This is a genomic window from Pedobacter sp. MC2016-14 (genome assembly GCF_020991475.1).
Classification (GTDB): domain Bacteria; phylum Bacteroidota; class Bacteroidia; order Sphingobacteriales; family Sphingobacteriaceae; genus Pedobacter.
Window position 1 is genome coordinate 1,242,181 of record NZ_JAJMPA010000001.1, and the last position, 19,950, is coordinate 1,262,130.

Here is a 19,950-nt window from a genome sequence, read left to right on the forward strand (position 1 = left end):
TACTGCGGCCTTAAAGGGAAGGGATTTTGGAATTATCAAGGATAAACTGAATCGAATCAGCCAGAAACAATTTACAAATTGATTAAGAATGGCCGGCGAATATTCCAGCCACCTTATCAGCTATGCTCCTTCTCCTGGTTTATCGAACTTAATAATACTGAAGGCACTTTCGATTTTACTTTATACGAAGCTTTTGATAAAAATGGTACAGATGAATTTGATCTTGAAAGTGTACTACATTGGAATGGCAAGCCTGTGCTGTTTGAAAAGGCAATTGCAGCTATGCTCATCTTGTTGTATCATAATTCAAAGTATTTCGGTACGGATGTTATGGCAAATTAAGATTATAGGGCCGGGAGATCAGCTCCCGGCTTATTGACGTCATGGACGGAATCGAACCGTCGTAGAAGGTTTTGCAGACCCTTACCTATCCTCTCGGCCACATGACTATATGCTGTTTATTGCCTCAGGGCCAAACGCTGTGTTTTAAACAGTCCGATAAACCACTCCCTTGGAGATGTTGTTTTAACCTCTATTTCTTTTTCGGTGTTATTTAGGGATTCGTAAATTTTTGTACAAGTCAATGCAAAGAGATGAACATTTAGCGGACTGGTGATGCCTTGGTGCCGGTTGTTCCAAACTTCTAAGAAAACATCGTGAATGATATTTAAAGAAATGACCTCGTCACTGATCAGTTTAGAAACCAGGAAGGATACCTGTTTGTAATATTTATGAAACAGTTCTTTGAAAGCATCTTTGTCGTCATTTAGGATCAGGCTAAGCAATTCCTGATCACTGCGTGCGCTGTTGTCTATTTGTTTGTAACTCATCTTGATTATAATTGAAGCCATCAAATAAAGCTGGAAATGATTTCTTTGGCCTTGTTTGACACTGCAAATATAACACTAATATTAAATACTACAAATTTAGTAGTCTTTATTTTTCTTTATTTCTTCCCTGTCAGATTGAAGTAGTCCCGTTGGCGGATCTAAACAATTTAGGTATTGTTTTATTGACGGAAAAATATAGAAGGAGCTATGCATCATAATGCGTTAAAATGTTTGGAATCCAAATTATAATTCAGTCACTGTTAATGTGCCTATCAAACAAGTGTGTAAAAGTAGGCTCAGCACCTATATGTTTTAAAAATAGTTCGTGCTAAATATTCAATTGATAATGCACAGACCTACCTGATCCTTCTTGCATTAATACGCCAATCTCTACCAGATTTTGGAGGTCGCGCGTGGCGGTAGCTTTGGAGGCCTTGGTGATGCTTATGTACTTGCCAGCATTTTATCATTTACTTTTTCTAGATGATAAGTGAAGTGAGGCCATTCGGGAAATTGCCAGTTGTAAGTCATGAGCCGATTAAGGAATTTAATCGGCTCATCAGTAGATTTTACTTCATTGCATATTTGATCCCGCCGAGTAAATGCTTTAAAAAAAGCGGGTCGGCATAAGAGGCTTCTGTATGGCCGAGGCCGGTATAGAAAGCCCTGCCACCATCATAGGTATGGTACCAGGCTATGGGATGTTCAGCACCCATTTTACCTTTGCCTGCATCGTAACTTTTCTCGTCCAGGTTCAGTAAAATGTGCAGGTCTTTGGCTACCCATTTAAAATTATACCATTCATCTTTGCGCTTCCAATTTGAAGGAAGGTGCCGCGTAGCGATGTTCTTAGCATCTTTAACTTGTATTACTGCTTCCTGCTGACTGGGATGAGCGCTAAAATATGCACCTACTAAATTTCCATACCATGGCCAGTTAAACTCGCAGTCTGTTGCGGCATGTATGCCCACAAAACCTCCGCCGCTTTGTATGTATTTTTCAAAAGACAGTTGTTGCTCATCGTTCAGCACATCCCCTGTAGGGCTTAAAAAAATGATTGCTTTATATTGTTTAAGGTATGCGGCAGTAAATAAGCAGGCATTGGTAGTGGTATCTACCTCAAATTTATTTGCCTTTCCAAGCATCTGAATGGCTGTAATTCCTGTGGCTATAGATTGGTGGTGATAACCAACTGTTTTACTAAAAATAAGTACCTTGGGATAGTTTCTGGCGGATGCGCTAAAGACGCAGAAGATCAATAAAATTAATGTGCTTGCTTTGGCAATACGGTTTAAGCTTTTCATAGGGTTACATCTGGTTTTTAAAGATACATTCTTTCCGGTAATTTTGAAACCTCGGTAAGGTTTCCTAGTTTTAATTCTTATGAAGAACTATCCAGTGGTACATCACGTGTTTTTCTGGCTGAAAAATCCAGGATCAAAAGAAGATCAGGCAAAATTGATAAGCGGTGTTAAAGCGCTTTCAAAAATACCAGAAGTACGGGGCTTACATGTAGGTATTGCCGCCAGTACAGAAAAGAGGGCAGTAGTAGACAATAGCTGGGACGTGTCTGAACTGTTATTTTTTGATGACCTTGAAGGACAAGCTGCCTATCAATCACATCCCCTGCACCTGGCGTTTATTGAAAACTACAGCCACCTGTGGGAAAGAGTATTGGTTTATGATGTAGTGGAAAAGTAAGAGTATAAAATTGCGGCTTACTTGTCTTGATAATGATAGCCGCAAGATTGAAACTGAAAAATAGCAGCCTATCGCATCAAAAGCTGTAAAAGACTATATTTAGGGCTCCAATTATAATCTACATCAGGTGAGGGTATTTCTGTGTTTCTTAATTTTACTGTTAACCAGGTTAGCTATATACCCGGCGTACAGCCAGTCTATGGATTATTTGGACATAGATGATGGACTGTCAAATAATAACGTAAGGTGTATTTATCAGGACCATAAAGGTTTTATGTGGATTGGTACCAGGGATGGTTTAAACCGGTTTGACGGATATAACTTTAAAACATTTAGAAATAAGTTTAATATCCCTAATTCTTTAGTAAGCAATAGTATCTCTACCATTGTTAATGATATTGATAACAATTTATGGATAGGGACGCTCCATGGTATCAGCGTATATAACGATCTTTTTGGAGAATTTTCTACGGTTAGCTACCATTCTTTGACTGGACAGAACGTACCCATTAGGGAAGTTGTCAGAAATATTTTACCAGATAAAAAAGGAAACGTTTTTATTGGAACTGAAGGGTTGGGCCTGCTTTATTGCAAAAAAGGGAGTTTAGTTGCAGAGCAGGTTCCACTAATCGTAAACGGAAACGAGACGAAAAAATATGGGATACAATCGGTAAAAATTAGCCGGAATGGAATCGTATGGGTATTTGTTCAAAATTTAGGCTTAGGTAAACTTGATTATAGAACCCGGAAAATTTCTTTGGTAGATACCACGGTTTCGTTGGCCACCTGTTTGGAAATGGATGAAAACAACATCTGGATTGGCTCTAATAAGGGATTGTACAGGTATGATGCCTTATTAAAAACGATGATTGGGCCGCTGAAGCCCATAGCTGATAAAAGTATTTTTAGTCTGGCAATTGATCGGAATAGAAATCTTTGGATTGGTACCCATGAGCGTGGCATTTATAGTTATAACCTCAACGAAAAAAAACTCAACCCGGTAGTCGGCTCTAGCACAAATTATATGGTTGGTGCTGGCACCATCTATGCAATTTACATAGATAAAGATGGCAGAAAATGGATTGGCACATCCTTGATGGGCATCAATGTAGTTGATCCACACAAAAGCATTTTTAAAACCATTAGACATGAACCAGGCAATAGGAATAGTCTTTCTAATAATGCAGTCTCTGCGATGTTTGAAGATACGGAAAGTAAGCTTTGGATAGGAACAGAAAATTTTGGGCTTAATGTATGGAACCGTAAGGTAGGGTCGTTTGAGCTTTACACGCACAATCCTGCCAATCCCGAATCAATTTCTGGAAATTACATTACATCGGTACTGCAAGATTACAAGAATGACATTTGGGTAGGAACTTTTTTTGATGGCATCAACAGATATAATCGTTCTTCAAATAGTTTTAAACGATACAAATGTGTCAACCCTGAATCTGGAATAGAAAGCGTTGTTGTTTTTGATCTGTTTGAAGACAGGGAAAAGATGCTTTGGGCAGCTACCTTACGTAGAGGAAGTCTCTTGGGTGGTTTATACCGATTGAACAGGGAAAAGGATGTTTTTGAGCTTTTTGACCTCCGGTTGTCCGATCTTTTTTCGATTACAGAGGATTCTGCTGGAAACCTATGGGGCGGAAATTTGTCTGAGCTCGTTCAAGTTGATAAAAAAAACAAAAAGCACAATTTTTATAGCATCGGGTTTTTAGTCAGGGACATTAAGGAAGATCGCCAGGGTCATTTATGGTTAGGTACTGAAGATGGTGGACTCCTGTTATTTGATAGGAAATTAAAAAAGATTGTAAAAAGATATACTACCCATGATGGCCTGTGCAGCAATTCGGTACTTACAATTACAGATGATGATGAAGGAAATCTTTGGTTAACTACTTTTAATGGCGTATCAAGGTTTAACCTGAAGGATAGGTCCTTTAAAAACTTTTATCAAAACGATGGCCTTCAAAGTAATCAGTTCCAATTCAATTCGGCCCTAAAGCTAAGGTCTAATGAAATGGTTTTTGGAGGTATTAAAGGTTTTAATTTGTTTCAGCCATCCGCTATTAAAACGGTGAATAGTACGCCAAAACTTTTGTTAACCAATATAGCTGTTAATAACGTATCGATTGAAGATGACCGGTTTTACGTTTCAAAAAAATCAAGTGACAAGATTCTGGAGCTAAAAGTTCCATATGATAAAGCTGTATTTTCCTTTGGTTTTACGGCTTTAGAGTATTCGTCTCCAAATAAAATAAAATACGCCTATTTTATGGAAGGATGGGACAGAAGCTGGAACAACAATGGGGAAGAAAGAACAGCGGTTTATACGCACATTGATGAAGGACATTACGTTTTTAGGGTGAGGTGCACTAACCCCGAAGGGAATTGGGGCAGCCAGGAAATTCAACTTCGAATTATTGTGTTGCCTCCATGGTATAGATCCTGGTGGGCTTACTTAGGCTATCTGTGCATTACAGCCTCTCTGGTGTATGTTTACTTGCTTTATAGGGCAAAGCAAACAAAATTAAAGTATGAGGTAAAAATTGCAAATTTGAATGCACAGCGTGAAAAGGCAGAGTATGAACGAGAGCGCTCAGAAAGGGAGAAGGAAAAGGTGATCAATGAAAAGGAGAAAGAACTGACAGAAAAGCGGCTCTCTTTTTTTACCAATGTTTCGCACGAGTTCCGTACTCCACTTACGCTGATCATTAATCCGGTAAAAGATTTAATCGAAAAATTTAATTCCCGACAACCTGAGGACAACAAAGAACTAAACATCGTGTACCGTAATGCGAGACGGTTATTGAGTCTTGTAGACCAATTGCTGCTTTTTAGAAAAACAGATACAGGCTCAGACCGGATCAACGCTTCGCAATTGAACTTTTACGACCTTTGTAAAGAGGTATACCTCTGCTTTGTTCAGCAGGCCAACGTTAAAAATATTCAATATGATTTTGTTTTTGAGAATGATGATCTGCAAGTCTTTGCTGACCGTGAAAAAGTTGAGATTATTCTATTTAACTTAATCTCTAATGCACTGAAGTATACGCCCACAAAAGGAAGGGTAATTTTTAGGGTGTCTGAAACAAATGAAGAAGTACTGGTAGCCGTTGAAGACACTGGTCATGGAATACCTGAGGATGCCGGTACACAATTATTTGAGCGCTTTTACCAGGCCAAACGTACAGATAACTTTTCAAAACCGGGATTCGGAATTGGTTTATATCTGGCCAAACAGTTTACGGAGGCTCATAATGGTGAATTATATTATGAAAGTAAACTGGGACTGGGTACCATATTTTACTTTAAATTATTAAAGGGCTATACCCATCTTCCGGATGTGAACTTTGCAGATGAAGGTACCAGCGAATCTGTACTGTTAAATGAACTATTGCCTGCCGATTTCTTAGATCAAGAAGAAGTCCAGGAAATGGAATATCAGTCAGATGATTTAGTAAGCGATCAGCAATCGATTTTGATCGTAGACGACGAAAAAGACATTAGGAAATACATAAAAAGTATTTTTAAATCAAGTTACCTGATTTATGAAGCAGAGAATGGCGAAGATGGTTTGAAGATAGCAGGAGAAAAGTTGCCGGACCTGATTATCACGGATTTTAAAATGCAGGGTATAGATGGGATAGAATTGTGTGAAAAAATTAAGGCAGATCCTGCGTTATCTTACATCCCTGTCATTTTGTTGACGGCCAGTTCATCTCAGGATTTGAAATTAAAGAGCATGCAGGGTGGGGCAGACGATTATATCGGCAAGCCCTTTGAAAAGGCTTATCTTATTGCCCGCGTCGCCAATTTATTGAAAAATAGAAACCACCTTCAGCGTTATTTTTATAACGAAATCACCTTGCAATCTAATGTGATTACGATTTCGGAGGAATATAAAAAATTCCTTGACCGTTGCATTGTCATTGTAGAACAGCACTTAAATGATCCGGATTTTGGCATCCAGGCGCTTGCAGATGAAATTGGTATGAGCCATTCTAATTTGTATAAAAGGGTAAAGTCTATATCAGGGCAGTCCGTCAGTGCATTTATTCGTTTCATCAGGCTCCGCAAGGCAGCAGAGATTATGATCAATACGGAATATAACGTCAATGAAGTTGCTTTTGAAACAGGCTTCAATGATTCGAAATATTTTAGTAAGCAGTTTCTAAAAGTATTTCAGCTGAACCCTTCAGAATTTATAAAGAAGCATAGAAAGTCATTTACCAAACGCTACAAGGTCAAAAATGAAATAAAAAAGCGCCCCTAATTGCCTTTTTAAGGCAGGTATCGAAAATGCACTCCTAATTTACGAGTTTACACACCTGCAATTTTCCATAACACTTCATATTCGTATCAGCCAAATATTTAGTGTTATGGACAAAGCCAACGAATTGATAGTTTTATGGGACAATACAAGAAAGGGTGCAGAAGATTCCTTTGCCTTACTTCATCATCAACTGTATCCTAGATTGTTTAACTACGCCCTTAAAATGATTAAAGATCCAGATTTAGCAGAGGACCTGTTACAGGACCTGTTTGTGAAATTCTGGCAAAATAAGTGTCATATCGGAGCCATTAAGAATGTAAAAGCATATTTCTACAGGTCTGTACGCGCTATGATGTTAAACCACATTCGCAGTACACAATTAAAAGCAACAAAATTAGAGGATATGCCCGAACCAGAGTTGGAATTCTCTAAAGAAGAGTTAATGGTCTCTCAGGAGCATGAGTCAGAGCTGAAGGGCCTGCTGCATGCCGCATTAAATAAACTTCCAGCCAAACAACGGGAAATTATTTATATGCGTTTTTACCAGGAATTAGATTATCTGCAAATTGCAGAAATTACAGGGATTCGTTACCAGTCTGTGGTAAATCATGTTTACAGAGCAGTGCAAATTTTAAGGGAAAGTGCAAATTTATCCAATATATATGCTGCCTAAAAATTATTGAGTATGTACGGTGCTTTTCCTTGTCTTAGGATTATGAAGCAAAGGAATGATACCGGTGATGAAAGCAACCCAGAGTTGCCATTCTCTTTTAGAAAGGAAAATATATCCTCAAAAAAAGTAATGGAACATTGGGCAAAAATAGCTTTGAAAATGGCAGTAGAAAAACCGAGCTTCGGGCAAGAGAAGAAATCAAAATTATAAATAATAATAACCAAATAATAACAAACCAAGTATGAAGAGTATTTTACAAAAATGCGGGAGCTTCTCTTTTTTCATTCTTTTAATGCTGTGTATGGGTCAGGGGGCCGCTGCGCAGCAAGAACTGAAGGGAAAAGTAGTTGATTCAAAAACCAATGAAACCCTGATTGGGGTTTCTGTCAAAGTTAAAGATACCAAAACGGCAACCATGACGGATGTTAATGGGAATTTTAAATTAACAGCTTTACCGGGAGCAATATTGCAGGTTTCTTATATCGGATATACTACGCAGGAAGTTGTGGCGACAAACAACATGACCATAAATTTAGCGGGAGTAAGTCAGGATCTTAGTGAAGTGGTGGTGGTGGGATATGGTACCCAGAAAAAGGAAACGTTAACAGGATCTGTGGCTACTGTAAGTTCAAAAGCATTCGAAAACAGAGGTGCATTGGCCAGTCCATTACAAGCTTTGCAAGGACAGGTTCCCGGCGCAATTATTACCCGGGGCTCTGGGGCAGCGGGAGATGAATCCTGGGCGATTAAATTGAGGGGTTCGGTATCAGTTAAGTCGGTTGAGCCTTTGGTTATTATCGACGGTATCGCTTATGATAGTTTTAGAGAATTAAGGTTAATTAACCCTTCGGACATTGAAAGCGTTTCCTTCCTGAAAGATGCAGCAGCGGCAATCTATGGTTCAAGAGCTGCTGGTGGCGTAATGTTGGTGACCACTAAAAAAGGGAAATCTGGAAAAGCTGCAGTTGAATTTAGTTCTTTATATAGCTACAAAAAAACAGGACTGCAGCCACGACTCATGACGATGGACGAATGGGCGGAAGGAGTTATAGATGCCCGCACAAATGATGGTTTAGGCGAAAATGACGTCTGGATTCGTTATGCCAGGCTTGCGCTTCAAAATAAAGGAGGATACATTGATACAAGAGATCCAGCTAATGCACCCATACAATCTGCTTTTACAGATGTAAAGGATTTTGTGTTTTTAGACAACAACTGGACCGATATTTTGTGGGGTGCCGCGGCTACTACCCAAAATGATCTGAGCATCTCCGGAAGAACGGAAAAAGCTGGTTATCGTTTATCACTTGGCTATTTATCAGATGAAGGTACGCTACGCTGGGGCAACAATACCAACAAACGTTATAATTTTCGTTTAAACAATGACTTCAAGGTATCAGACCGCTTTACCATTGAATCGGTGATCAGTTATAGCAACCAAAATCAAGTAGTTCCTACAATGATAACAAATGTTTTGGGTCAAGGATATCCCCAGCCAGGGTTCCCATCTGCAACATTAAATGGAAAGCCATATGCCTGGGGCGGGCAATACACCCCAAATTGGTTTGCCGAGCTTGGCGGCGACAATCAGCTTAAGGTTAGGTCAACAAACATTAGTGAGAACTTTAAATTTAAAGTAACCAAGGAATTGGAGTGGGTAACTACGGTAGGCTTAAACATCAATAGTGCAATCCGTGATATACAGTCAAATAAGATCGAATGGTACAATTATAAAGGTGATTTGCCGATTCAAAATAACCCAACTCAGGCCAATAGCTTTTATCAAAAGTCTACTGCCTCTACCGATTTCTATTCTGCATCCTCTTACTTAAATTACAACAAGACCTTTAAGGAGGTGCACAATTTCTCCGCTACCTTAGGAGGACAGTATGAGTTTAATAATTATGATTCTTACTCAACCAAGGTACTGGATATAAATAGTTCCTTGTCTACCATAAATGGAGCTGGCGTAGTTACGGTCAGTCCCGATCCCAGAAGAGAACAGTATGCAATGGGCTCTTATTTTTCGCGATTGAACTATAATTATAAAAGTAAGTATCTGTTTGAGGTAAACGGGCGTTATGATGGATCATCTAAATTTGCACGTCAAAACAGGTGGAACCTTTTTTATGGCTTTTCCGGAGGCTGGAGAATTGGCGAGGAGAGTTTTGTAAAAGACCTAAAGATTTTTGATGAGTTAAAATTAAGGGCTTCGTATGGAATTGTTGGTAATCAGACCGGTATAAATATCTATGATGGCGTACAGTTATATACGCAGTCATCCGGCGGTGGCGCCTATCTTGGTACAGGAAAAGTAACTAATGTTACTACATTTGGAAATTTGGTTTCTTACGACCGTACCTGGGAGCGCATTCATAATTATAACTTCGCATTGGATTTTGCTTTGTTAAAAAGTCGATTATCAGGTACTTTGGAATACTTCATCAAAAAGAACAATAACATGTTCCTTTCTGCACAGTATCCGGCCGTATTGGGTGCCACTGCACCAGAAGCCAACATTGGAAAATTTAAAGGCAATGGATATGAGGCTACGCTAAACTGGGCCGATAGAAAGGGAGATTTCTCCTATAACATAGGCGGGGTATTCACTTTTGCGGAAAACAAATTAGTTGATTATGGAGGGGCAAATATCCTTTCAACTGGAGGAAGAATAGGCGCATTGCAGTCTTTCCCTTTAAATTCTGTCGTAGGTTTGGAATATGATGGTAAGATCCAAAATGAAGAACAACGTTCAGCCTACTTCGCCAAATATTTGGTGGGAAATACCATCGGATTGACCAATGCCATTCGTGTTGGTGACAATATGTACAAAGATTCAAATGGCGATGGAGTGTTAACGTATGATGATTTAGTCTACCTGGGTACTGATGATCCTAAGATATCTTATTCATTTAATCTGGGCGCGGCATATAAAGGTTTTGATTGCTCCGTGATTTTTCAAGGTGCTACGGCAAGAACAATATTCAGGGATGATGTAAACTGGAGACAGCCTTTTAGATCTGTGTATTTGAATACCACCAACCAGTCAGTTGGCAACCATTGGACACCGGAAAATACCGATGCATTTTTCCCTAAGTATTCCACAAACGGGGTAATCAATACCTATAATTATCAGGCCTCGTCCTGGTCTGTTGAAAATGGTGCTTACTTGCGTTTGAAGAACATTGTGCTTGGTTATACCTTACCAGAATCTGTGATCAAAAAAACAAAAGTATTCTCAAAGTTAAGGATCTATGCAGCTGGGCAGGATTTATGGGAAACAACTAAAATCAACGACGGTTGGGATCCGGAGGCCACGCAGACAGTTGCCTCAGGGATACAACGCTATCCTTTTAGTCGCACAGTAACTGTAGGTATCAATGCAGCATTTTAATTTTATAACCATGAAAACGAATTTTAAAAAATATACTATAGGGCTATTCTTGATTGCCATCTTGTGTGTGGGGCTTGCTGGTTGCAATAAAATCACAGATCTCGATCCCCTTGATAAGATCGCAGACGGAAATTTCTGGAAGACTGCCAGCGAATTTAAGCTATTCGCGAATAAATTCTATGATTGGCGGGCCGATTTCAGAAGTGTGATCAACGATAACCCACATAGTGACTACCGTTCTGATTTGATTTCTAACCTTACGCCCAATCAATTTAGCAACGGAACCAACTCTAATTCTGCTAATGATGGCAATTTTTCCGGGGCATTTGCAAAGATTAGGCTAACAAATATTTTGTTGTTGAATGCTTCGAGTTATGCTGTTCCTGCAGATGTTGCGCAATATGTTGCAGAGGCAAAATTTTTCAGGGCCTACGTCTATTTTGACTTGTTACAGCTCTTCGGTGATGCACCAATCGTAGATAGGGTTCTTGATGTGAATGATCCGATTTTGTTCGCTAAGCGAAACAACAGGTCTGAAGTGACGGACTTCATTATTGCCGATCTGCAGGCGGCCATCCCAAATCTACCTCTGGAGAATTTGATCGCTGCAGGAGATAAAGGCAGGGTAAGCCGTGGCGCTGCACAAGCTTTTTTAGCGAGAGTTGCCTTGTTTGAGGGTACATGGCAAAAGTTCAGGAACAACACTAGCCGCGCTACTTCACTTCTGGAGATTGCGGTAACTGCAGCCAGAGGAGTAATGACCAGCACGCAATACGAATTGTTTAAGCCTGCAATTTTAGGGGATTCTGCCCAGAAGTATATGTTTGTACTAGAAGACGCAAAATCAAATCCTGCCGGCATTACCAAAAGCGCCAATAAAGAGTATATTTTTAGCAACAGACATGACGAGATCTTAAATCCTATTGGAACGAACATTAGCCATGGACAATTTGCCAACGTTGTGTTGGTTGCACGTAAGTTTGCCAATTTATACCTAAGCCAAAATGGATTGCCTATAAATAATGCCAATAACACTCAATTTCAAGGCTACAATACCATTACCTCAGAGTATCAAAACAGGGACAACCGCATGAAGCATACGCTAATGCCACCCCGAAAAGCATACTGGTCTAATGACCTTGGAAGAGTAACCTGGCTAGGAGATGCTGCAGACTTAACTACAGCAGTATTTAAATCTTATATTCCTTCTAGTTCGGGTACCGGTTATAACAATCAAAAATGGAATGCCGAACGGAAGGTTACAGATAACTTTGAAGGTTACGATTTCCCAATTATACGCTATGCAGAAGTTCTGCTGATCTATGCGGAAGCGGTATTTGAGCGTGATGGTGCAATCTCTGACGCGGATTTAGACATTTCACTTAACCTGGTTAGAAACCGGGTGAACACAACTATGCCTAAACTTAGTAATGCTTTTGCAACCGCTAATAATTTGGACATGCGAACTGAAATAAGAAGAGAGCGAACAGTAGAACTTTACAACGAAGGCTTTAGGATAGACGATTTGAAGCGTTGGAAAACTGCTGAAACCGAGATGCCGCAAGATTTTTTGGGAATCAAATACACTGGAACTGAATATGCTACTGCGGCAGTGTGGGGCGTAACACTCAACCGACCAAAAAATGCAGAGGGTGTGATCATTTTCGAGTCGGGAAGAACCTGGGCGGACAGAAATTATTTGTACCCCATTCCCGCCGATCAGTTAAAACTTAATCCCAAGCTGGGGCAAAATCCAAATTGGTAAAATTTAATATTTAAATATATGAAACGCATTAAATCAATAAATATCTGGAGTGTTGGTCTTTCGTTTATGATGAGCCTTGCCCTGCTTTGCTGCATTTCTGCATGCAAAGAAAATGGCTGGGTTGATGAAATCGCCAAAGAAAATACCTTAGTAAATACACTCGTTATTAATCAGGATGCCAATGTCCCTTTGCTATTGGGTAAGGATACTACTTTAACTTTGTCATCCAGCCCACAATCACCTACCAATGGTAAGCTCCAGTGGAGTACTGCGGATGCAAACATTGCCAGAGTGAGTCAAAGCGGTGTTGTAACCGCTGCCGGACTGGGTACCACAATAATTACCGCACAATCTACCGATGGAGGTTTACGTAAGGCAAGTGTAGAGGTTACGGTGATAGACAGGGTGATTTATGCCACAAGCATAATTCCTGCTCCTGCAACCTTAAGTACTTATCCAAAAGTAAAAACAACCATTACAACAACAATAGCACCTGCAAATACCACTTATAAAAGATTAAACTGGACTAGTAGTAACACCGCTGTTGCCACAGTAGATCAGAATGGAGTTGTTACTGGAGTAGCCCCGGGTACATCTACGATTACCATAAAACCTGCCGATGGTAGCAGTGCAAGGGCCACCGTTGCAGTTACTGTGATTGATATAGTACCTATTCAATCTATTACCGTGAATAGCATTTTAACCGACGGAATAGCTGTAGATGAAAGATTCGTAATAGATTACAGTGTTTCTCCTGCTGCTGCAACCAAGCAATTGGTAAACTGGACAAGCAGCAATACCAGTATTGCAACAGTTACCAGCACAGGAATTGTAACTGGAGTGGCAGTTGGTCAGGCTGTAATAACAGGAACAAGCACAGACGGCGGTAATGTAACAGCTACCCTGGCAATTACCGTAGTAGAGGGTAAAATCAACGATTCCTTTGCCGACGGTGTAACACCAAGATGGATTGCTGCTTCTACGGGATCAACAGCTGCAGTTCAAAATAATATTCTCTGGGTTACGCTTAACAATGCTGCAGGACCAAACCGCAGGGGAGATTTTAGGAGAACAAATACCACCTTAAATATTGGTAAGTATCCGGTTATTGCCTTTAAGTTTACGAGGCCTTTACCATCTGCCGGTAATGTATTTTTTGATACCAACCAGGGAAGATGGAAACAGACTACCGGAGGAGGAAACAATGTAATGCCTTCTTTAACGGGTAAAGACGGGCTGACGGTTTACTATGCGGACATGGGTGCAAACAATACTTTTGGTACAAGTGGTTTTACCCTTCCAACCACCGCTGCTTACACCTTTACCCAAATTAGTGTCGGTGTAGCTGATATGCCGGTAGCACAAAATCCGCTATCTCCGTATCCGGTGTATTGGATAAAAACATTTAAAACCGTAGCCGAGCTACAAGCATACATCAATTAAACAGAAAAAGATTTTGTTATGATTAAGAATATTATAAAAATTTCCATCCCGGTAGTATTACTGGTCCTGGTATCTATGTCTTGTAAGAGAGACTTCTACAAACTGGTGAATCCTCAGGCAGAAAAAACTGATGAGCCTGTAATTACAGGGAAACTTGCAATTGCACACCCGGGAATGTTGCACACGGCGGCAGATTTTACTTTTGTTAAATCAAAGGTTGATGCCAGCCTTACGCCCTGGAAAGAAGGTTATGATAAATTAAACAGCAGTACATTACTGAGTCTAAGCTACACGCCTAGTCCAACGGTAAAACTGATCCGTGGAGGTGGTTCTGTAGAGGAGCCCGAAGCAGATAACTATGCCAATGCAATGCGTGACTCTCATGCGGCTTACCAAATGGGATTAAAATGGAGACTATCTGGCGACGATAGGTATGCTGCTAAAGCGGTAGAAATTTTAAATGCCTGGGCCCGCGTTTGCAAGTCGATTAATGGTGACAGTAATAAAGCGCTTGCGTCTGGTATTTATGGCTTGAGTTTTGCCAATGCGGCAGAATTGGTTAGAGGATACAGTGGCTGGGCTCCGGCTGATTTTAGCGCCTATAAGCAATGGATGCTGGACTTGTTCTATACCACAGCCTCAGACTTCCTAAACCGGCATAATGGAACCTGTCCGTCTCATTATTGGACCAATTGGGATGCTGCAAATATGTGTGCCGTAATGGGCATCGGAATTTTGACCGACGATATGGCCAAGGTAGAATTTGCCATAACCTATTTTAAGAAGGGTGTAGGCAATGGAAATATAGATAATGCGATCACATTTACCCATAATGTAAATGGCGAGGTGTTAGGTCAAGGGCAGGAAAGTGGCAGAGATCAGGGTCATGGCGTTTTGGTCATCTCGCTGTTGGGTTCATTCTGTCAAATGGCCTATAATGTAGGCGAAGATTTGTTTGCCTATAAAAACAACAAATTCCTTTCCCTGTGCGAGTATACTGCAAAATACAATTATACGGATGCAGGTGGTGCCTATCTTTATACGGTTCCATTTAGTCCCTATGTGAGGTATTTTAATGCCAATTGCGCAAACTCCGAAACACTTACAGAGGTGTCGGCTGTTGGGCGTGGAGATATACGACCATCCTGGGAGCTGGTGTACAACCACTATGCAAAGGTGAAAAACAAAACTGCAACATACAGCAAGCTGTTCGCAGAAAAAGTGCGGCCTGAAGGGGGAGGTAGTCATTACGGGCCGAATAGTGGCGGCTACGACCAGCTCGGCTTCGGAACATTGATGTTTTCGAAATAATAAAATCAGAAAGAAGGCCATATGTTAGTGTATGGCCTTCTGCATTTATAAGCACCTTTTTTGTTCTTTTCATGAGTATCAAGCCTACTTAAACGTGTCTTTAGTATATAAGCGTATAGTATGACCAGATCCAAGCTAAATTATATTCTGATATTTTTCTTCTTTAATTTATCCAACATTTTTGCCCAAAACAAAGTAGATCATGCTATAAACTATTGTGAAAAACAGGCTTTAAATACACTAAAAAGTATACCCAACGATTCCCTGAACATTCCAAGAAGTATTGCTGAAGGAGAATATAACTGGCGGTTTGTAGACTACCGCGACTGGTGTAGCGGCTTTTGGCCGGGTACCCTATGGTATCTATTCGAAGGTACACACAACCCCAAATTTAAAACCTCAGCAGACAAATTTTCAAGGGAGCTTAGTCCGCTTTCTATGCAAAAAGCCTTCGATCATGATTTGGGTTTCCAGATTTTTAACAGTTTTGGTAACGGCTATCGTTTAACTGGAAATGAGGAATACAAAAAAGTTATACTGGCAACTGCAGACACGTTGGCTACGTTATTTAATCCAAAAGTAGGAACCATACTTTCCTGGCCAAGAGCAGTTCCTAACATGGAATGGCCACAGCACAATACCATAATCGACAATATGATTAACCTGGAAATGCTGTTTTGGGCTTCTAAAAATGGAGGTAGCAAGCGACTCTATGACATTGCGGTTTCACATGCGCTGGTTACGATGAAAAACCATTTCCGCTCTGATTATACGTCCTACCATGCGGTAGTGTACGATAAAGCCACGGGGAAAAAAATAAAAGGAGTAACCCATCAAGGCTATGCCGACAATTCCATGTGGGCAAGGGGACAGTCCTGGGCCATATATGGTTATACCATGTGTTACCGCGAAACGAAGAATCCCTTGTTTTTAGATTTTGCCCAAAAGGTAACTGATACCTACCTTAAAGATCTTCCACCGGATTTAATTCCATATTGGGATTTTAATGATCCAGGCATTCCCAATGTACCGAGGGATGCATCGGCAGCTGCTGTGGTGGCATCAGCATTATTAGAGTTGTCTACCTTGGTTAAGGAGCCATCCAAAGCCAGTATGTACCGTGAAAAAGCGGAAACGATGTTGAGCAGCTTATCCTCTGATGCCTATCAAAGCAGGACCACAAATAATGCATTTTTACTACATTCCACAGGACATAAGCCGGCTGGATCTGAAATAGATGCAGCTATCATTTATGCCGATTACTACTATATCGAAGCTTTGCTTCGGCTTAAAAAACTAAAAATAGGGAAAAGTATTTATGCCCCTATATAGACAACTTAAAACCAACAGATAGACGATGAAACTATTTTTTTCCTATACAACACTCTTTTTATTACTTTTTACTTTTAGCTCCGTCTCCAGTCAGTCCATTGTTCCGGGCTCCGAAAAGACGCTATATTCTCCGGATAGAAACCTTGAAATTAAAATCGCTCAAAAGCAGGAAACACCAGGCCAGCGTGCTTTTTTTTACCAGGTAAATTATAAAGGGAAATCAGTTGTTCTGGAATCACGCATGGACCTTCAACTGGATAACCATTTAAGTGAACAGGCCATGGCCTTAAAGGTGGATAAGCAGGAAAGGTGGTTTGACAATTTGAAAATTACGGGCGCTTTTACTTCCACGAAGGACACTACCTGGAGCCCTGTAACTGCTGAGCGTAAAGAAATCAGAGATCACTATAATGCACTAACCATTGAAACTGTAAAGGAAGACAATTCCATTTATCCAATGTTTATTGAGTTCCGGGCATATAACGAAGGCCTTGCTTTCCGGTTCTTTTTTCCGGAAAATGTAAAGGGAACTTATTACAGGATCATGGCAGAGCACACAGAGTTTACCATGCCCGAAAATACGAAGGCCTGGCATGCATCATGGGCGCAGGCACCGTATCAATTGTTGAACTTAAAAAATTGGCCTGATGAGAGCGAACGCCCTTTAACCCTTGAGCTTTCTAATGGATTGTATGCTTGTCTTGCAGAAGCGCAGATGGTGGATTATGCCAGAACCAAGTTTAAACTGAGTACCACTAAACCCAATACGATTTTGACCTCCATGTATACCCCGGCGGATCTCATTTCTCCTTTTGGTACGCCCTGGCGGGTAGTTATGGTTGCAGAAAAGTATACAGATCTGATTGAAAACAATTACTTGTTGCTTAACCTTAATACACCTTCAAAAATCAAAGATGAAAGCTGGATTAAACCCGGCAAAATAATTAGGGTGATGACGCAGACTACTGCAGATGCAAAAGCCAACATTGATTTTGCAGCGAAGCATAATCTTCAATACATACTGTTTGACTGGAAGTGGTATGGGCCTGCTTATTCTTTTAAGTCTGATGCAACGAAGGTAGCGATTCCGAATTTTGACTTACCGGGCATCATTAACTACGGTAAAGAAAAAGGCATTGGAGTTTGGCTGTATGTAAATCTTCAGGGATTGTACATGCAATCTGACAGTTTGTTTAAGGTTTATCAAAAATGGGGTGTTAAGGGGGTGAAATTTGGTTTTGTACAGGCTGGCTCACACCGCTGGACTACCTGGCTGGAAAAAGCAATTCAACAGGCTGCCGATGCGAAAATTATGGTGAATATTCACGACGATTGGCGGCCAACAGGGGAGCAGCGAACCTGGCCAAACTTGATGACCTCTGAAGGGATCCGTGGAAATGAGGAAATGCCAGATGCAACCAGTAATACCGTAATGCCCTTTACCCGTTACATTGCCGGAGCTGCTGATTATACCCTATGTTATTACGATAAACGAATTAAAACAACTCATGCACATCAACTGGCCATGGCTGCCGTGTATTACAGTCCTATCCAAACCTTATATTGGTATGATGAGCCCTCCTTTTCAAAAGATGAGCCTGAACTGGAATTCTGGGATCAAATTCCAACTACCTGGGATGAAACCAAAGTTTTACAAGGGGCACCGGGACAATACATTACAACAGCCCGGAGGAAAGGCAACGATTGGTTTTTGGGCACGCTAAACAATACGGAAGCAAAAACGGTAAGGATAAAATTTGACTTTTTGCCAAAGGGAAAGACTTTTGATGCCAAAATTTATAGTGATGACGATAAAATAAATACTGCAACAAAAGTTGCGGTTACCACGAAACGGATAAACAATACCACCGTGTTGGAAGTAAATTTAAAAGCATCTGGGGGACAAGCTATTTGGCTACAAATGAAATAAGTTATATATTAAACCCTTTAAAATTTCTAACCAAATAATTTCTAATTTATATCAATCCATGTCACAAAAAGCAGCCTTTACCGAGAAGAGATTCTTGTTTACCTATGTATTTGTAACCTCTTTATTTATGCTTTGGGGAGTTGCTCATTCCATGAGCGATGTACTTAATAAACACTTTCAAAATGTACTAAACGTTTCCAAAGCAGATTCGGGACTTATTCAGCTCTCTGTATTTGGCGCTTATTTTGTAATGAGTATCCCTGCGGGTATGTATCTAAAGCGCTTTGGATATAAATCTGGTGTTATCTTGGGTTTAGGTTTGTTTGCCGCGGGTACTTTTTTATTCGTTCCTGCAGCAGATTCCAGCTCATTTACTTTCTTTAGAATTGCATTGTTTATTCTTGGTTGTGGGATGGCCACGCTGGAAACTGTGGCGCATCCATTTGCAGCTGCATTGGGAGATCAGCGTACTAGTGACCGTCGGGTTAATTTTTCGCAGTCTTTTAATGCAGTTGGTGCGATCATAGGCCCGGCAATAGGGTCTTACTTTCTGCTGCGTGCAATTTCCGGAGCTGAGGTGCATAATCTGGATGCTGTAAAAACGCTGTACGTTGGCCTCGGTGGATTTATTGTATTTGTGGCTATTGTATTTTTCTTTTTAAAAGTACCTGTATTAACGGATCCTCACGTAGAACATGCAGCAGATCTGGATGCTGGAAGTGTGGATACCACACCTGGTAAAAAGCTTATTCAGCACCGCCATTTTGTATGGGCAGTGGTAGCCCAGTTTTTTAATGTGGCAGCACAAGCAGGCACCTGGAGTTATTTCATCAATTACGGCGTAGAGAAAATGCACCTTACGGACGAAAGGGCAGGATATAACATGACGCTCTTTATGGTGTGTATGGCGGCCGGACGTTTTGTTGGAACTTACCTTATGAAGTTCATTGCACCAAATAGACTACTTGCCATCTTCGCATTCTGCAGTATGGTGGCCTGTGTTATCATTGCGCAAAGTTGGGGAGGGATATCTTACGGAGCATTATTTAGCTTAAACTTCTTTTTTAGCATCATGTTTCCTACCATATTTAGCCTTGGCTTAAAGAATCTGGGAAAACATACTCAGCAAGCTTCTTCATTCATCTCAATGGGTGTAGTAGGTGGTGCAGTAATGCCTTATTTTATGGGAAAAATCGCCAATTATGATGTAGCACAGGCTTATTATCTTCCAATAGTGTGCTATTTCGTAATCTTTTTATTTGGTGCCAAATTCTTTAAGGTAAAACATTAAT

14 protein-coding genes and 1 tRNA gene are annotated in these 19,950 nt (G+C 40.5%); 12 read left to right on the forward strand and 3 right to left on the reverse strand.

Annotated elements, in window-relative coordinates:
* Positions 1-78 precede the first annotated feature (78 nt).
* Complete coding sequence (locus tag LPB86_RS05215) at positions 79-342, forward strand: hypothetical protein (RefSeq protein ID WP_230641601.1); 264 nt, start codon at positions 79-81, stop codon at positions 340-342.
* Positions 343-378: 36 nt separating this feature from the next.
* Here the strand turns inward: LPB86_RS05215 and LPB86_RS05220 are convergent.
* From LPB86_RS05220 to LPB86_RS05230, 3 genes are all read right to left on the reverse strand, one after another.
* A tRNA-Cys gene (locus LPB86_RS05220) sits at positions 379-449 on the reverse strand.
* 9 nt (positions 450-458) lie between these two features.
* Positions 459-830: an RNA polymerase sigma factor gene (locus tag LPB86_RS05225; protein WP_230641602.1), complete on the reverse strand. Its 372-nt coding sequence runs from the start codon at positions 828-830 to the stop codon at positions 459-461.
* Positions 831-1,399: 569 nt separating this feature from the next.
* Positions 1,400-2,134: a ThuA domain-containing protein gene (locus LPB86_RS05230; protein WP_230641603.1), complete on the reverse strand. Its 735-nt coding sequence runs from the start codon at positions 2,132-2,134 to the stop codon at positions 1,400-1,402.
* A gap of 79 nt (positions 2,135-2,213) precedes the next feature.
* On the opposite strand from LPB86_RS05230, the gene LPB86_RS05235 reads away from it, so the two are divergent.
* The 11 genes from LPB86_RS05235 (at position 2,214) to fucP (ending at position 19,949) form a co-directional block, all read left to right on the forward strand.
* The gene (locus tag LPB86_RS05235) at positions 2,214-2,531 is read left to right on the forward strand and encodes a Dabb family protein (RefSeq protein ID WP_230641604.1); all 318 of its coding nucleotides are present in this window, start codon (positions 2,214-2,216) and stop codon (positions 2,529-2,531) included.
* A 199-nt stretch (positions 2,532-2,730) separates the two neighbouring features.
* Positions 2,731-6,810: a hybrid sensor histidine kinase/response regulator gene (locus LPB86_RS05240; protein WP_230641605.1), complete on the forward strand. Its 4,080-nt coding sequence runs from the start codon at positions 2,731-2,733 to the stop codon at positions 6,808-6,810.
* A gap of 106 nt (positions 6,811-6,916) precedes the next feature.
* Complete coding sequence (locus LPB86_RS05245) at positions 6,917-7,483, forward strand: RNA polymerase sigma factor (RefSeq protein WP_230641606.1); 567 nt, start codon at positions 6,917-6,919, stop codon at positions 7,481-7,483.
* A 12-nt stretch (positions 7,484-7,495) separates the two neighbouring features.
* A complete protein-coding gene (locus LPB86_RS05250) occupies positions 7,496-7,693 on the forward strand; it encodes a hypothetical protein (protein ID WP_230641607.1) in 198 nt (65 codons plus the stop codon).
* Positions 7,694-7,724: 31 nt separating this feature from the next.
* Positions 7,725-10,877, forward strand: coding sequence for a TonB-dependent receptor (locus tag LPB86_RS05255; RefSeq protein ID WP_230641608.1), 3,153 nt, complete (start codon positions 7,725-7,727; stop codon positions 10,875-10,877).
* Positions 10,878-10,887: 10 nt separating this feature from the next.
* Positions 10,888-12,642, forward strand: a complete 1,755-nt coding sequence (locus LPB86_RS05260; protein WP_230641609.1) for a RagB/SusD family nutrient uptake outer membrane protein — start codon at positions 10,888-10,890, stop codon at positions 12,640-12,642.
* Positions 12,643-12,660: 18 nt separating this feature from the next.
* On the forward strand, positions 12,661-14,085 hold the full coding sequence (locus LPB86_RS05265) for a DUF4979 domain-containing protein (RefSeq protein ID WP_230641610.1): 1,425 nt from the start codon (positions 12,661-12,663) through the stop codon (positions 14,083-14,085).
* An 18-nt stretch (positions 14,086-14,103) separates the two neighbouring features.
* Positions 14,104-15,396, forward strand: coding sequence for an alginate lyase family protein (locus LPB86_RS05270; protein WP_230641611.1), 1,293 nt, complete (start codon positions 14,104-14,106; stop codon positions 15,394-15,396).
* A 120-nt stretch (positions 15,397-15,516) separates the two neighbouring features.
* Positions 15,517-16,728 (forward strand): glycoside hydrolase family 88 protein, encoded by a 1,212-nt coding sequence (locus LPB86_RS05275; RefSeq protein WP_230641612.1) that lies wholly within the window; start codon positions 15,517-15,519, stop codon positions 16,726-16,728.
* 25 nt (positions 16,729-16,753) lie between these two features.
* Positions 16,754-18,658, forward strand: a complete 1,905-nt coding sequence (locus tag LPB86_RS05280; RefSeq protein WP_230641613.1) for a glycoside hydrolase family 97 protein — start codon at positions 16,754-16,756, stop codon at positions 18,656-18,658.
* A 58-nt stretch (positions 18,659-18,716) separates the two neighbouring features.
* Complete coding sequence (gene fucP / locus LPB86_RS05285) at positions 18,717-19,949, forward strand: L-fucose:H+ symporter permease (RefSeq protein ID WP_230641614.1); 1,233 nt, start codon at positions 18,717-18,719, stop codon at positions 19,947-19,949.
* Position 19,950: the final 1 nt, after the last annotated feature.

Coding starts and splice junctions, on each gene's coding strand:
- LPB86_RS05225 (WP_230641602.1), bottom strand. CDS start 830: ATGAGTTACAAACAAATAGACAACAGCGCACGCAGTGATCAGGAATTG.
- LPB86_RS05230 (WP_230641603.1), bottom strand. CDS start 2,134: ATGAAAAGCTTAAACCGTATTGCCAAAGCAAGCACATTAATTTTATTG.
- LPB86_RS05235 (WP_230641604.1), top strand. CDS start 2,214: ATGAAGAACTATCCAGTGGTACATCACGTGTTTTTCTGGCTGAAAAAT.
- LPB86_RS05240 (WP_230641605.1), top strand. CDS start 2,731: ATGGATTATTTGGACATAGATGATGGACTGTCAAATAATAACGTAAGG.
- LPB86_RS05245 (WP_230641606.1), top strand. CDS start 6,917: ATGGACAAAGCCAACGAATTGATAGTTTTATGGGACAATACAAGAAAG.
- LPB86_RS05250 (WP_230641607.1), top strand. CDS start 7,496: ATGTACGGTGCTTTTCCTTGTCTTAGGATTATGAAGCAAAGGAATGAT.
- LPB86_RS05255 (WP_230641608.1), top strand. CDS start 7,725: ATGAAGAGTATTTTACAAAAATGCGGGAGCTTCTCTTTTTTCATTCTT.
- LPB86_RS05260 (WP_230641609.1), top strand. CDS start 10,888: ATGAAAACGAATTTTAAAAAATATACTATAGGGCTATTCTTGATTGCC.
- LPB86_RS05265 (WP_230641610.1), top strand. CDS start 12,661: ATGAAACGCATTAAATCAATAAATATCTGGAGTGTTGGTCTTTCGTTT.
- LPB86_RS05270 (WP_230641611.1), top strand. CDS start 14,104: ATGATTAAGAATATTATAAAAATTTCCATCCCGGTAGTATTACTGGTC.
- LPB86_RS05275 (WP_230641612.1), top strand. CDS start 15,517: ATGACCAGATCCAAGCTAAATTATATTCTGATATTTTTCTTCTTTAAT.
- LPB86_RS05280 (WP_230641613.1), top strand. CDS start 16,754: ATGAAACTATTTTTTTCCTATACAACACTCTTTTTATTACTTTTTACT.
- fucP (WP_230641614.1), top strand. CDS start 18,717: ATGTCACAAAAAGCAGCCTTTACCGAGAAGAGATTCTTGTTTACCTAT.